We start from the raw sequence: 15241 nt of genomic DNA on the forward strand, positions 1-15241 counted from the left end.
AAGGGAGTGGTAAAGATGTCCGAACGCTACGAGCGAATTCTAGTTGGGGTGGACGGTTCCCGGCAAGCCAAACGCGCGGTTGAAAAAGCCATCGCGGTTGCTGTCAGAAACGAAGCTGATTTAATTATCGTTACTATCATGACGGGTGGCGATTACGTTGGAATCGGCAACAATACCAAAGTCGGTTTCGGCTTTGTGGATCAAGAAGTCATGGATGAGGCCCGCCAGCGTTCGGAACAGACCGTCGACGCGTACCGCAAGCAAGCTGAGGAGGCCGGGGTCAAACATGTTGAAACGTCCGTGTTCTACGGACACCCCAACATTGACCTGGCCAAGACCTTGCCGCAGGAATACAATGCCGATCTGATCATGATTGGGGCCATTGGCTCTAACGTGGTCGAACGGATGTTGATGGGCTCCACTGCCAGTGCCGTCGTGACGAACGCCGTTACCGACGTGCTGATTGTCCGCACCGATATGCAGAACCATTCTACCAAGTTCAAGCGTATCTAGGATTCACAGCTGTCAACTGCGCCGGCTAAGATAGTTGTAAGTCAAAGACGTGAGCTTGCTAGCAGGTGTTCTTAATTGTTCGAATTTTAAAATGATTAATTTTTACTGGAAGGCTGACTCAATTGAGTTGGCCTTCTTTTTTGCCGTCTACTTATTACTAATGTAATTTTCGCCGATTTTGTCGCATAATTTTACTGGGCTTATGTATTTCTTAACTCTTTCTTGATTATCGGTCTCTATAACCTATGCCGGATGATTTGCAGTGGCCACCGCCGATTAGGGTGAGTTGGTACACGGATACATAGGTCAGTTAAAATAATGCTTACTCAAAAAGCGGCACGTTGAAATTTCAACGTGCCGCTTGTGTTTAAGCTCGTAGTCAATTACAGACGGTGGATATCCAGGACACTACCAGTGTTGGCATCTGCGACGAATTGGTATTGCACTAATTTGTCGTCTTCGTAACGCGTGATGCCGCCATAATAAACGCGTGATTTAACCGCGAATTTCTGGAAAGGTACCGCATGTTTCTCAATCCAGGCCCCTTCAATGGGGGACTCTTGGCGGAACTGGTGCTTGACCTGCTCCAAAATATTATCGGGGTTCAAGCGCGAGCCGCCACCAAAGAAGCGCGTGATGAATATGCCCATTAAGCCTCCGACTACCCCGGTAAGGCTGAGTTGATACAATTGTCCGTTTCTAGCAGTCATCCTACCGCCTCCTTAGCAGTTTATTTGTGGGACGTGTAAACGTTCTATCTGCCCTTAGTATAGCAATGTTTAAGAGGAAGTTCCCGTAAAAAGGTAGAAAATTTTAGAAAATAATGTTATCGCCAGTATACGCAGAGTTTGGCGAGGTGTAAAGCTTGAAATTTTTGAAAAATAGTTGTTTAAATTGAATTGGTGATTTTAATCTGGAAGCCAAGAAACATGGCGTTACAGGCAAAAATTCTTAATTAAATGACAAAAAGTAAGCAGATTAAGCTAAAATTTTGTAATCCCCCGGCCACATTGCTATAATGATGTTTGTGTATTTTTTAAAACTTAAATAAAGGAGTGCTTACTCATGGAACAATTACCCAAAATGTCAGCCGCTGATCTGAAAGACGTCGTCAAAGACGGTAAGACCATGTTATTCTTTTCCGCTACTTGGTGCCCGGATTGCGCCTTCATTAAGCCAGCAATGCCCGACATTGAAGCAGAATATCCCGATTTTAAGTTTATCGCGGTTGACCGCGACGAAAACATCGACTTGGCTGCCGAATTAAACGTCTTCGGTATTCCTAGTTTTATCGCCTTCTCAAATGGCGATGAAATTGGTCGATTAGTCAACAAGGACCGCAAGACCAAGGCTGAGGTTGAAGAATTTATTAATTCATTAGCAGCCAACGCCGATTAAACCGTTGGAAAGGATCCCACATGTTAATTGCTAGTTATAATCCCCAAGAATTAGGGGACACTTTGATTGTTATCGTTGCTCAAGACACGCCTGAACAGGCCCACACCGTTCGTGACGGTATCGCACGGATTTACGACGCCGCAACGGAAAAGACCTTAGGCTACAACTTCTTGGAAATTTCCAAGATTTTGCCTAATATCGGTGGCAACGGTCAAGTCATGTTGACCGTTGACGATGTTGCCGCTTTGAATGCCGCATTGGAAGATGCTGGCTTCAACGGCGAATTGGTTGCTGACACGGAATCGAAGTTCATCGTCGGTTACGTGAAGACGGCAACGCCCCACCCAGATTCCGACCACTTGTTGGTTACGGAAACGGTCGTGGACAATGACCAATCCGTTCAAATCGTCAGTGGGTCGCCCAACATGCAAGCCGACATCAAAGTTGTCGTCGCAAAGGTTGGCGCGATGATGCCCAATGGCTTGATCATCTGGCCAGGCGCTTTACGTGGCGTTGAAAGTGACGGAATGATCTGTTCCGGTCGTGAGTTGCGCTTAGCCAATGCGCCACAACGTCCAGGTGCCCTGATTCTTCCCGATGACTATGAAGTTGGGGAACCGTTCGACTTTGAACGGGGTCAAACAATCTTCATGGCCCAAGAAAATGCTTAAGAAACATTACGAAAGCGGGTTTGCCCTTGTCGGCAACCTGCTTTTTTGTGTACAATAGGGGAGATTGCCTTTAGCCAATTTGGGGAGGGTGGTCAGAAAAGGGTTTAGTGCGCAGTCAAAATGCGCTCACCGCTTCACGTTTTTTAGCGAGGCGGCTAAAATGAGTTTTAGTGACACATACCATCAAATAAATTATAAAACTAGCTTTTAGCTAGACAAAAAATCAGGGAATGAGTTAAGCAACCGCCGACTCAGGCGGCGTCTCCTCCCAAAGTCTTGAAATTCGGCAGGTGCGGTGTGTACCCGTCAAGGAGGAAGAAACATGGAGCACTATGATGGACCAGCTTTTTACCGAAAATTTGCGGTAAAGCCAAATCCCGAACAACTAGAAGATACGACGAACGAACGCGCCCAGCGCTCCGTTAAGCAACGACAGGAACGTAACGATCGGTTGCGTCTTCGTGAGGAACGGGCGGCTAAGCGTGAGCAAGCGTCGAAACAGGATGCACCCGCTAAAACAAGAGAAACATCAGTTGCCAAGTCGATGCCTGCTTCACGACCGACGACACCATCACCGAAATCCAGTGATGATGAGAATTATCGGCCATTTCAGATGACTCCGATTCCTAAGCAGTTGCATTGGTCGCACCCGACTTCCGAGTCACGGCGGCGTTACCGGCGGTTAGTAGCGGAGTTGCATAAGGACGATAGCAGTTTTCTATTGTTTGGAACGGCTGCGGATATGGCCGAATTTGAAAGTGCGTCCGCAACTGATTCACTTGCCACGGCTGACCAAACAACCGTGTCAGTGGAACCAGACGTGTCGACTGTTGAAGCCCCGGCGTCTGAGTCGGTTACGGCGGCCGATGCTGAACCTAGCACCTTTGAAACGCCAACGGACACGGGGGATGATTCGGCAACTGTTGCTGAGGCGTCAACCGCGTCGACTGACGGTGCGGATGACCCAACGAACAGCGATAATGAAGCCGTTGACGATGAGTCAGACGATATGACTTCTGACAGCGAAGTGATTGATGAAGTAACTTCTGAAAACACAACTTCTGAATCAATGACCATTGATAGCGAAACAACTAATCAGCAGGTTACTGACGCTGAAGAAACGGCGGATATTGTCAGCGATGATGCTGACGACACGCCGGAAGACTCGCTTGGCTCTGATAACGTCACTGATTCCGAAGCTGAGACGCTCACGAGTGAAGCGGCACCAACCGAAATCTTCTACCCAACGGCCCCAATTGCCGATGTTGAAGCGACTGCGGCGACTGAGCCTACCAGCCAGGCAACCAGTACCGCCGTCAATGGGGTAGGGGACTACCTGCCCGTGGGAACAGTCAAGACGACGGCTACTTCGGCAACGTCCACGACGGCTTCTGACGCGCCATCGGCCAATGAGTCGTCGGCTAGTGAGGCACCAGCTGATGAAACGGCCTCAACTGACGCAAATTCAACTGAGGCAGCTCCTAACAATTCTGAAACCAACCAACCGGAAAGCGCCGCCAGCCACGCCGCAATTGTACGGTCCACGGCTCATTTAGTCGTGAGTTCAGCGGCGGGGGTTCCGGCAAGTGCTGCATCTAATAGCGCTCATCCGGCCGTGATTCCTGATGCTACGGTGGCCACGACGCCAGACAAAGCGACGATTAAGCCCGTTGTTCAGTCAGCGACCAACGTTGCGCCTACGGATACCCAGGTGTCGACTGATTTAGGGGCACCGACCTCACAGACGACTAGTGATACTGACAGCCGTCCTGCCGAGGTCAATCAACTCCTCGACCGGGCAACGGCAGACGATACCGCACCAACCAGTTCAGCACCACGACAAGCTAAACCCAAGGTCAAGCCATCGCGTGGTCTTGGCCACTCACTCGGCGACATCATGCAAGAAGAGGGTAACGACCAACGCAATTTAGCCTTATTTGATCGGCCTGAGACACCGGATACGGCTCCAGATACCGAAGAGGCTGACCAAAATGAGCGTGGGTATCATTTTCCTGGGGTAGATCTGCTACCAAAGCCGGTCGTTCCCGACGAGGAAGCCCTCGACGAGTGGATCGAACACCAGGCTGAAGTTCTCGACGAAACGTTGAGTGCCTTTCATGTCGACGCGCATGTCACCGACTGGACGGTTGGGCCGACCGTCACCCAGTTCCAGATCAGTCTGGCACTCGGGGTCAAGGTCAATAAGATTACGAACTTAAACGATGACTTGAAGCTGGCCTTGGCCGCCAAGGATATTCGAATCGAAGCGCCAATTCCTGGGAAGAGTACGGTGGGCATTGAAATTCCCAACCTGAAGTCCCGACCAGTCATGTTGTCTGAAATCCTGAATTCACCGGCCTTCCAGAAGAGCGAGTCGCCATTAACGGTGGCCCTCGGGGTCGATTTATTTGGGCAACCACAGGTCACCGATCTGCGGAAGATGCCCCATGGTCTGATTGCTGGGGCCACCGGGTCCGGGAAGAGTGTGTTCATCAACTCCTTACTGCTCTCAATTCTCTACAAGGCCACACCGGCTCAAGTCAAGCTCCTGTTGATCGATCCGAAGGCCGTGGAAATGGCACCGTACGATGCTTTGCCACACCTGTTGTCACCCGTTATTTCCGATCCCAAGGCCGCTGCGGCAGCTCTCAAGTGGGTCGTTACCGAAATGGACCAGCGTTACGAGAAGCTGGCTGCTGCGGGCGTCCGGAACATCGAGCAGTTTAACGACCGTGCCGATGCCAACGACGAGCCATCCCTGAAGATGCCATACATTGTGATTATTATCGATGAATTGGCTGACTTGATGATGATGGCGGCTAGCGAGGTTCAGGACTACATCGTCCGCATTACACAAAAGGCCCGGGCTGCCGGGATTCATCTTCTGGTCGCCACCCAACGGCCGAGTGTCGACATTGTCACTGGGACCATCAAGAACAACATTCCAACGCGGATTGCCTTCATGGTTTCCAGTCAGATCGATTCACGGACCATTTTGGATACCGCTGGAGCCGAGAATCTGTTGGGTCGCGGGGACATGCTGTACCTGGGCAACGGGGCCAGTCAACCCATGCGGTTGCAGGGGGCCTTCGTTGAGTCCGAGGTCGATGCCATCACCGATTTTGTTCGGACGCAGGGTAAGCCACATTATGCCTTTGAGCCGAAGGGCTTACTGCAACGCGAGACGGCCGAAGAGAATCAGGACGACTTATTGCCAAAGGTCTTAGAGTACATTGCTCAGGAGAAGACCGTGTCGACGTCGAAGTTGCAGCGGGTCTTTTCGATTGGCTATAATCGCGCCGCCAACCTGATTGACGATTTGGAACAACATCACTATGTCTCACCACAGCACGGGTCTAAGCCGCGTGAGGTCTACCTCACACCGGATGACTTGGGGAAAGATTTACCTGAGCCACACGAGTAAGGTGCCGCGTCTTCATTGTAAGGTGAATAGTCCTCACTGCCCTTTAATCAGTCTCCGTCTTTTAAGGGGTGGGGGGATATGCTAGAATGGAAAGAGGGTCACTCGCACGGGTTTATCAAGTCAAGTGGCTTTTACCGCACAGAGTAGAAAAGAGGATCATTTAATGGATAACGCAACGGTTTATCATTTTGTCGGAATTAAAGGATCAGGGATGAGTGCCCTTGCCCTGATTTTACATGATAAGGGATTCAAGGTTCAGGGGTCAGATATCACCCAGTACACGTTCACGCAACGTGGCTTGGAAAAGGCTGGTATCGATGTCATGGGCTTTGACGAAGCCAACATTCACGAAGGATTAACGGTGATTGCCGGGAACTCCTTCACGGATGACCATCCAGAAATCAAGAAGGCCCGCGCCATGGGCTTACCCGTTTACCGTTACCATGAATTCTTGGGTCACTTGATCGAAGGTTACACCAGCATCGGGGTTGCTGGTGCCCACGGTAAGACCAGCACGACTGGCCTGCTGTCACACGTCCTTAGTGGCGTGGCACCTACTTCATACCTGATCGGTGATGGGACTGGGAAAGGAACGCCTAACGCGCGCTTCTTCGTTTTCGAAGCCGACGAATACCGGCGTCACTTCTTGGCCACTAAGCCAGACTACGCGATCATGACCAACATCGATTTCGATCACCCCGACTATTACACGGGCATCGACGATGTATACAGTGCCTTCGAAACCTGGGCTAACCAAGTTAAGAAGGGGATCTTCGCCTGGGGTGACGATCCTGAATTGCGTAAATTAAAGACGGATGTCCCCGTTTACTACTACGGAACCAGCGACCGTGACGACTTCCAAGCCAAGAACATCAAGCGTTCAACGACTGGGTCAACCTTTGACGTTTACCATGATGGCAAGAACCTAGGGAACTTTGAAATCCACCTGTATGGTGAACATAACGTGCTGAACAGTCTGGCCGTTATCGCCGTTTCCTACTTCGAAAAGGTCGACATGGAAGAAATCAAGCACGAATTGGCCGATTTCAAGGGTGTTAAGCGTCGGTTCACGGAACGTAAGCTTGCCGACATGACCATCATTGATGACTATGCGCACCATCCATCTGAAATTAAGGCTACGTTGGACGCTGCTCGGCAAAAGTATCCGGACAAGGAGATCATTGCAGTCTTCCAGCCCCACACCTTTAGCCGGACGATTGCTCTGATGGATGATTTCGCCAAGAGCTTGAACTTAGCCGACAAGGTCTTCTTGACCAACATCTTCAGTTCTGCTCGTGAAACGCAAGGCGCCGTCTCCAGTAAGGACTTGGCCGCTAAGATCGTTAAGGGTGGCGAAATCCTGACGGTGGACAACATGTCGCCATTATTGGACTTCCACGATGCCGTTGTCGTCTTCATGGGTGCCGGTGACGTGCAAAAGTACGAACGCTCTTACGAAGAATTGCTGAGCCACCTATCTTTAAAGAACAACTAAATTAAATTATTTATCGTTGAGGTATCCGCCGGTCTGGTGGGTGCCTCTTTTCGTCCAGTGGTGATGGTAGTTATGATGGCGCTGGCGTATCGCCTGCGGTTGCCAGAGGGGGACCGGCCCCAAAGCCGAAGTGCAGTCTTTGACCTCGTCTTGAAGCCACGAAGCCCATAGCTGGAGCCATCCTGGCCTCCTCCGACTTACGTGTGATTGTTGGCTATCATGTGGGTGGTCCAAAAGATAGACCGATACGACTGAAATCAACGAGAAATTGGTTGGCTTGGTTCTAATTTCCTGAGAATTGAATGCTCCAAAATATCTGTTAAGTCTGATATAACAACGATATTAGCCAAAAATGTTTATCAATCTGTCAGAAAATTTTAGATTGTGCAAGGTTTTAGAACAGTACCGTGGTAGAACATAATCAGAGTCGGAGGAGGGCAGAAATGTAGCCTGTTTACAGCACGGGCGATTTTGGAGACTCGTGGTCTTCGAGGCTTCAAATCGAGCGAGAAGACTGGTGGTTTTCCAGCCTGAAGCGTCCCCACAGCAGGCGGAATCTCTGACAGCCGGAGCGCGATCTGCGATCAATTTGTACTAATGTCTATGATTATCTTTCAAATTGTAGCCGTTCATGGTACTATTAGGAACGTAGATGTGTACCCATGGTCGGGTACATTCGAAAATCCTGGCAATTCGCGTTGTTGGGTAATGGCTCTCGGATTGCAAAATCCGGGAGTTTTTTTTCGCTCAAAATTTTGGGTGCCAATTGACTGTATGATAGGCGGGAAGGGGTATGGTGGTGTGTAGGTACGAGCTCGACCATAATTAGCCCTATACTAGTACTAATGTAATTTTTGGCGATTTAGTCGCATCTTTTGGCAAAATAACACGAGAAATCGTTTTAACTTAGAAAACGTTGTGGCACTTAAACAGATTAATTTGTCGTCGGAGATACAACTTCACAGGGCTGGTAGTAATTTATATCGCGATATGCTATTAATATTATTGTGGCGTTTAGATCTAAATTGGGTGCGAGTAGCCAATGGAATTTACCAACTGCTATGCGATTATCCGGTAAAATGGTAATTGTTGAATACGGTTTCAGAACGGTTATGTTTTGTCGAGGACATCCGTCCCGGAAAAACCACAAAAATACATAATTTTCACGTGAAAGCGGATACATTTGGAGAACCGCGTCATTGGGATTTCTGAATTATTTTGCTAATCTTATCTTGTAAGGAGCTGTTTGAGAGATGATGAATGATTTGGCTGCGCTGGTGGCCCAGGATCCCGTGCTACAGTAGTTGTTGCGGACTTGCCCGTTACATATTATCAACGCTTTTCAAATCGAGCATTACCCGGTGGATGAGTTTCAGTTTGATCAGGGAACCCAGTATGACAACACTTATATTTTAGCTGCTGGTAAGGTTAAAATTTATCTGATGTCGGCTGGTGGGAAGGCCGTCGCGTTGGATATTTACGAAAAGGGAGCGTTTATCGGTGAACAGGAAGCCTTGCTGGATAAGCCGTACAGCGCCTCCGTCGTGAATCTGACGCCGGTGACGGTTCTCAGAATTCCCAATGAGGTGTTCAAAATCTGGTTGAAGGAAGATCAACAGTTTTCGCAGAAATTGATTGCCAATTTGGCTGCGCAGATCTATACCTTAACTAACCGGACGGAACGTTACAGTCTGCATTCAGCGTTGGACCAAACCATCTCGTACCTCATTTGGGCGACACGGCGTAATCAGGTCGTGACCCGGACCAACCTGCTCAATGAGATCGATACCTCCAGCCGGAATCTCAATCGCATTATCAAACAGCTTCGGGACTTGGACGTCATCACAGTCGATAAGTCTCAAATCGTCGTCACGGATTTACCACAGTTGATCACAATTCTAAGAAATGAGGGATAGACATGACTGAACCAGAACCACACACGCAATTATTACCAACCATCAACACGGATAGCGCCATCATTATGGGGGACCCCGCCAGAGTCGAACGAACCAAGAAGTTCCTGGACGATGTCGAAGAGTGGGCCTTCAACCGTGAGTACAAGTCGATTCTCGGGACTTATCAGGGCAAACGGATTCTGGTGATGTCCACTGGGATCGGTGCGCCATCGACTGGGATCGCCATTGAGGAGCTCAACAACGTTGGTGTGAAGAAGGTCATCCGTGTGGGTTCCGCTGGGGCCATGCAATCCGGGATTGACCTCGGGAAGTTGATCATTGGCGAAGGGGTCGTCCGTGATGACGGGCTGACTGGCAAATACGTGCCCAACATTTATCCCGCCGTCCCATCATTTCGGCTGATGGCCCTGGCACACTACTACGCGCCCGAAGCCTTCTACGGGATTATTCGGTCTCACGATGGCTTCTACATGGATGATAATGCACAAAACGAGGCATTTTGGTCATCTAAGGGCATATTAGGGGCAGATATGGAATCCGGTGCTATGATGGTAATCGGGCGGCAACGGGGATTGGAAACGTTGTCGATCCTAAATAACGTGGTTCTGTATGAGGGTGATTTAGCCGCGGGAGTCAGTGATTTAACGAATGGGGACGACCTGATGGCCCAAGGCGAGACGGATTCAATCAAGTTGGCGTTAAATATCTTAAGTGACGATTCATTATAAGTAACACGTGTCAAACCACATAGAACAAGTGAAAAGGGGAATGTATGATGGATAATGCCAAACAACATGGCTGGTGGTTCAACCAGCTCTTCACGAATTGGAAAAAGTTCGAAGTCATCTACGTCACAATTTTAATTCTGCTCCAAATGGTCGTCTACGCGATCGTTCCAGATAGCTTTATCGGGATGATCTCCGGGGTCGGCGGGGTGCTGTGCCTGGTCTACGGGATGAAGGGTCGGAAGATTTCATTTATCTTCGGTCTAATCCAGTGTCTGGCCATGACCTACGTTGCCTGGATCAGCCACGCCTATGGGTCCTTTGCTATGGATATTATTTATGTTATTTCTCAACCCATCGGCTGGTACATGTGGGGTCACGATGAAGCCACACACTCTTTCAAGAAGAATACGCGGCGTTGGATCTTCATCGGTGCCTTCGTGGCATGGGCCATTGGCTGGGTCGTTCTAGCCGCTTTGAATGGTCAGCTGCCATACTTTGACTCCGTTAACTTCGTGGTCAGCATCATTGCCCAATTGCTCTACATTCTGAAATACAAGGAAAACTGGTCACTGTGGATCGTTGTCAACATCGCCAACGTTTTATACTGGGGGATTCTGACGGTTCAAATTCTGATTGGGGCCACGAGCATTGGGACACTGGGGGCGAACCTGTCGCAAGTTGCCCTCCAAGCAGCTCTATTGTTCAACTCGATTTACGCGAACCGAGTTTGGGCGAGAGGTGAAGCCGATAACGAAGGTGGCGCCGGTAAATAATTGTCCGCAATATAAATTTAATAATTAAGAGGCTAAGGGGGAACGGCGCGGGTCGTCCCCTTTTTTATTGGGTTTGTCCGCGACAGATTACTTGTATTTAGGGGTGGATTTGATAAAATGTATTCTAATAAACCCAGAAGTTGTGCCGCAATTGGGTGGCACTCAGCTGGGAAAGTTTTGATAAAAAAGGAGCGTTTCAATGAACAACTATGAACAGCAACCCCGTCAAACGATTAATACCGAGGTCGGACTCAATGGTTTCATGACTAAGATGTTCGGGTGGATGGGCTTGTCTGTGCTGGTATCTGCTGTGACGGCTTTTCTCATGGCAACCCAGTTCAGCGGTGCCTTACAAAACCTCAACGGTGGAATGGTGATCCTGCCAATCGTCGTGTGGTTCATCTTACCATTCGTGATTAGCGGACAATCTATGAAACGCCCAACGGTGGCCTTTGTGGGCCTCATGGTCTACGCGGTCGTCACCGGTGCGGTCTTCTCTATCTACACGTTGATGTACAACAATTCATCGATTGCTGGCGCGTTCGTTTCCAGTGCCGCCGTCTTCCTGACGATGGCAGCGATTGGGGTAACGACCAAGCGTGACTTGACTAAGATTGGGACGCAAGCCTCAGCAGCCTTGATTGGGTTGATTGTGGCTATGCTGATCAACATCTTCTTACAGAGTTCACTGATTGCCTTGATCTTCTCCTTCGTCGCTGTGATCATCTTCGCGGCTTTGACCGCCTGGGACACCCAACGGATGAAGAAGATGTATCTCAAGTACGGCGACCAAGTCTCAACGACGGGTCTTGCTGTCAACGGGGCACTGCAACTCTACTTGGACTTCGTCAACTTATTCTTACAATTATTACAAATCTTCGGCTTGTTCGGCGGCAGAGACTAATCGCTGATCGGTCAAAAATGGAAAGCGAAGCACTGGGTATTGTTGGTGCTTCGCTTTTTGTATTCCACAATTGATGGTTGAGATATGGTAAATGGTTTTGGTGATTCTTGGAATAGTGCAGTGAAAGCCTTAATTGATGGCATTTAGGCAGATGGGGTTAGTCTTGTTGCCTGGTTGGTGGCCAATATTCAGCCAAGGCTATCATCAAACCAAATGTTGATATGAATACTTAATGTAGTATACAAGCATTAACCCTCCCACCATTACTAAATCAAATGTAAGTGAAAATGATCTAAGCAGTTTAATTTACAGCTGATTGCTGATGATAGCTTAGATTGAGTATGAAATTTTATTATGAAAAATTGCGGACAGACGGGCTAACTATTTTTGAATGACAACAGAATCTTTGGCGAGAGGTCAGCGTAAGCCGGAGGAGGCCAGAGATGGAGCCAGCTGTGGCGGTGATGGTAGCTGGTGGACTTGCCAGTTACCATCACGGGACGAGTTTGGAGACTCGTGGGCCATAGCGAGGCTTCAAATCGAGCCGGAAGCCCGTTCTGTGGCTGGAGGCGATCCCCACAGCAGGCGGAATCTCTGGCAGCCGCAGGCGGGCATACACCTCTCACCCAATCTTTTAGCATTATTAGGTGATAAAGCAGTTTTTCATTTCGGATTTTAAGCTATCTTTGGTAAAATATAAGCAGAATACGCGAGTGGCCAACAACAGGCGCCACTCGGGAGGAGCGAATTATGGCGGACAAACGATTATTATTGATCGACGGCAACAGTGTGACCTTCAAGGCCTTTTACGCGTTATACACGTCGTTGGGGCGTTTCACCAACAGTGAAGGGCTGCACACCAACGCCATTTACGGTTTCAACACGATGCTCGAAACCATGTTAAAGAATGTGGATCCGACACACGTCTTGGTGGCGTTTGATGCCGGTAAGGTCACGTTCCGGACGAAGATGTACGACAACTACAAGGGCGGTCGGGCCAAGACCGCATCCGAACTTTCCGAACAATTTCCTTACGTCAAGGAACTCCTGGCGGCCCGGGGCATTCAGACTTACGAGCTCCCGAACTACGAGGCCGATGACATCATCGGCACGTTGGCTAAACAGGCGGAAGCCAATGGGTTTACGACGACCATTGTGACCGGTGACCGGGACCTTACACAGCTGGCCAACGACCATACGACGGTTGCCATTTCCAAGAAAGGGGTCAGCGAGATTGAACGCTACACCCCAGCTTATGTCAAGGAAAAGATGGGTGTGACCCCTGAACAGATCATTGATATCAAGGGGCTCCAAGGCGATAACTCTGATAATTATCCTGGTGTGACTGGCGTGGGTCCTAAGCGGGCGGTCGACTTAGTCGGCAAGTACGGCAGCGTCGAGGGTATTTATGAAAACATCGATGACATCACCGCTAAGAAGCTCAAGGAGCATCTGGTGGCTGATCACGACCAAGCGCTGTTGGCAAAGAAGCTGGCCACAATTAATCGCGATGCGCCAGTCGAAAAGAAAGTTGACGACTTGGTTTACGAAGGACCAAACCGCGAAGACTTGATTGCCTTTTACCAACGGATGGATTTCCGGACATTTCTTAACAAGATGGACTTTGAAGGCGAGACGCCAACTGCGACACCGGGCCTCAAGGACATCGACTACACGGTATTGACTGCGGAAAACGTGGCGGCTCTGCCAGACTTCTCCGCTGACGGTTGTGAATTTTACCTGGAAATGCCAGATGAAAATTACCACACGTCTGAATTTGTCGGATTTGCCATCGGTGACGATGACCAGTGGTGGGTCAGTCGCGATGTCGGCCTCTTACAACAGGCACCGCTGAAAGACATTCTGACGTCCGCTGACGTGGCCAAACAAGTCTTTGACGCCAAGCGGACCTACGTGGGCTTGAATCGCTTAGGCCTTACGTTAGCTGGTGTCGACTGTGACCTGTTGTTGTGCTCGTACTTACTGAACACTTACGATAACAGTAACGATCTGGGCCGCGTGGCCATGGAACACGGGTACGATCAGGTCGCGACCGATGAGGACATCTACGGCAAGGGTGCCAAGCGCGCCATTCCTGACGATGATGAGGTCTTCTTTAAGCATTTAGCACGGAAGGCGCGCGCCATTGAACAGTTACGGCCAAAGCTCTTTGAAGGCTTGGATGAAAACGAACAAACACAGCTCTACCGTGAGATTGAACTCCCAATGAGCTTTGTCCTCGCCCGGATGGAAATTGCCGGAATTACCGTGGATGCAAGTGAGCTGGAAGCCATGGGCAGTAAGTTTACTGAACAATTGGCTGAAATTGAACAGACGATTTACCAGGAAGCTGGCGAAGAATTTAACATTGGTTCTCCCAAGCAACTGGGACACATCCTCTTTGAAAAGATGGGCTTGCCCGTTATCAAAAAGACCAAGACCGGCTATTCCACGGCGGTCGGCGTGCTGGAAAAGCTGGCGGCCGATGCGCCAATTGCAGAGAATATTTTGCGCTACCGGAAGATTGCCAAGATTCAGTCGACCTATGTGGAAGGCCTCTTGAAGGTCATCCATCCCGAGGATCAGAAGGTGCACACTCGCTACCTGCAGACGTTGACACAGACCGGTCGACTGTCTTCGGTCGATCCTAACTTGCAAAATATCCCCGTTCGAAGCGAAGAGGGGCGTGCAATTCGTAAAGCCTTTGTTCCGCGGCACGAGGGTTGGCAGATCTTCTCGTCTGACTACTCACAGATTGAACTGCGGGTGCTTGCCCACATGAGCCACGATTCCAACATGCAGGAGGCCTTCAAGGAAGGCCAAGACATTCACGCGGCCACAGCTCGGCGGATCTTCAAGATGGCACCGGATGCCGAAGTTACGCCGAACATTCGCCGGCAGGCCAAGGCCGTTAACTTTGGGATCGTCTATGGCATTAGTGACTTTGGCTTGTCTCAAAACATTGGTATTTCTCGTAAGCAGGCGAAGAACTTTATCGATACCTACTTTGAAGAATATCCGGGCGTCAAGGCCTACACGGAGCGGATGGTGCAACAAGCTCATGAGTTGGGCTACGTTGAGACGATTGCCCACCGTCGCCGGTATTTGCCAGACATCAACTCACGCAACTTCAACCAGCGGTCCTTTGCCGAACGGACGGCGATGAACACGCCGATCCAAGGGAGTGCCGCCGATATTATTAAGATTGCAATGATTCGCATGGAAGATGCCATCAAGGATATGCAAGCTACAATGCTACTGCAGGTTCACGATGAGCTGATCTTCGAGGCACCCGCCGAGGAGATCGCCACGCTAGCTAAATTAGTGCCAAGCGTCATGGACTCCGCCATCGACCTCGAGATTCCGTTGAAGGTTGAAAGCCACTACGGCCCAACTTGGTACAACGCCAAGTAGCCGCA

11 protein-coding genes are annotated in these 15241 nt (G+C 49.7%); 10 read left to right on the forward strand and 1 reads right to left on the reverse strand.

From position 1 onward, the window contains the following. Positions 1-15: 15 nt before the first annotated feature. Positions 16-513, forward strand: coding sequence for a universal stress protein (locus EKM73_RS09275; RefSeq protein WP_125701627.1), 498 nt, complete (start codon positions 16-18; stop codon positions 511-513). A 383-nt stretch (positions 514-896) separates the two neighbouring features. On the opposite strand, the gene EKM73_RS09280 is transcribed toward EKM73_RS09275, so the two are convergent. Further along, positions 897-1223: a PepSY domain-containing protein gene (locus tag EKM73_RS09280; RefSeq protein ID WP_020089721.1), complete on the reverse strand. Its 327-nt coding sequence runs from the start codon at positions 1221-1223 to the stop codon at positions 897-899. 355 nt (positions 1224-1578) lie between these two features. Here EKM73_RS09280 and EKM73_RS09285 point away from each other — a divergent pair, with 355 nt between their 5' ends. The 9 genes from EKM73_RS09285 to polA all read left to right on the forward strand — a co-directional run bounded on the left by EKM73_RS09285 (position 1579) and on the right by polA (position 15236). Then, entirely contained in the window at positions 1579-1911 is a 333-nt protein-coding gene (locus EKM73_RS09285) for a thioredoxin family protein (protein ID WP_020089720.1), read from the forward strand. Between the two features lie 20 nt (positions 1912-1931). Further along, entirely contained in the window at positions 1932-2582 is a 651-nt protein-coding gene (gene ytpR / locus EKM73_RS09290) for a YtpR family tRNA-binding protein (RefSeq protein WP_125701628.1), read from the forward strand. A gap of 322 nt (positions 2583-2904) precedes the next feature. Then, positions 2905-6006, forward strand: a complete 3102-nt coding sequence (locus tag EKM73_RS09295) for a DNA translocase FtsK (protein WP_125701629.1) — start codon at positions 2905-2907, stop codon at positions 6004-6006. Positions 6007-6169: 163 nt separating this feature from the next. Then, positions 6170-7501, forward strand: coding sequence for a UDP-N-acetylmuramate--L-alanine ligase (gene murC, locus EKM73_RS09300; protein ID WP_125701630.1), 1332 nt, complete (start codon positions 6170-6172; stop codon positions 7499-7501). A 1361-nt stretch (positions 7502-8862) separates the two neighbouring features. Further along, positions 8863-9417, forward strand: coding sequence for a Crp/Fnr family transcriptional regulator (locus EKM73_RS09305; RefSeq protein ID WP_164508907.1), 555 nt, complete (start codon positions 8863-8865; stop codon positions 9415-9417). Positions 9418-9419: 2 nt separating this feature from the next. Further along, the gene (locus EKM73_RS09310; RefSeq protein ID WP_125701632.1) at positions 9420-10145 is read left to right on the forward strand and encodes a nucleoside phosphorylase; all 726 of its coding nucleotides are present in this window, start codon (positions 9420-9422) and stop codon (positions 10143-10145) included. Between the two features lie 47 nt (positions 10146-10192). Continuing rightward, positions 10193-10918, forward strand: a complete 726-nt coding sequence (gene pnuC, locus EKM73_RS09315) for a nicotinamide riboside transporter PnuC (RefSeq protein ID WP_125701633.1) — start codon at positions 10193-10195, stop codon at positions 10916-10918. Between the two features lie 199 nt (positions 10919-11117). Continuing rightward, positions 11118-11822, forward strand: a complete 705-nt coding sequence (locus EKM73_RS09320; RefSeq protein ID WP_125701634.1) for a Bax inhibitor-1/YccA family protein — start codon at positions 11118-11120, stop codon at positions 11820-11822. A 750-nt stretch (positions 11823-12572) separates the two neighbouring features. Next, entirely contained in the window at positions 12573-15236 is a 2664-nt protein-coding gene (gene polA, locus EKM73_RS09325; RefSeq protein ID WP_125701635.1) for a DNA polymerase I, read from the forward strand. The last annotated feature ends 5 nt before the right edge of the window (positions 15237-15241 follow it).

Source organism: Levilactobacillus fuyuanensis (genome assembly GCF_003946395.1).
Taxonomy (GTDB): domain Bacteria; phylum Bacillota; class Bacilli; order Lactobacillales; family Lactobacillaceae; genus Levilactobacillus; species Levilactobacillus fuyuanensis.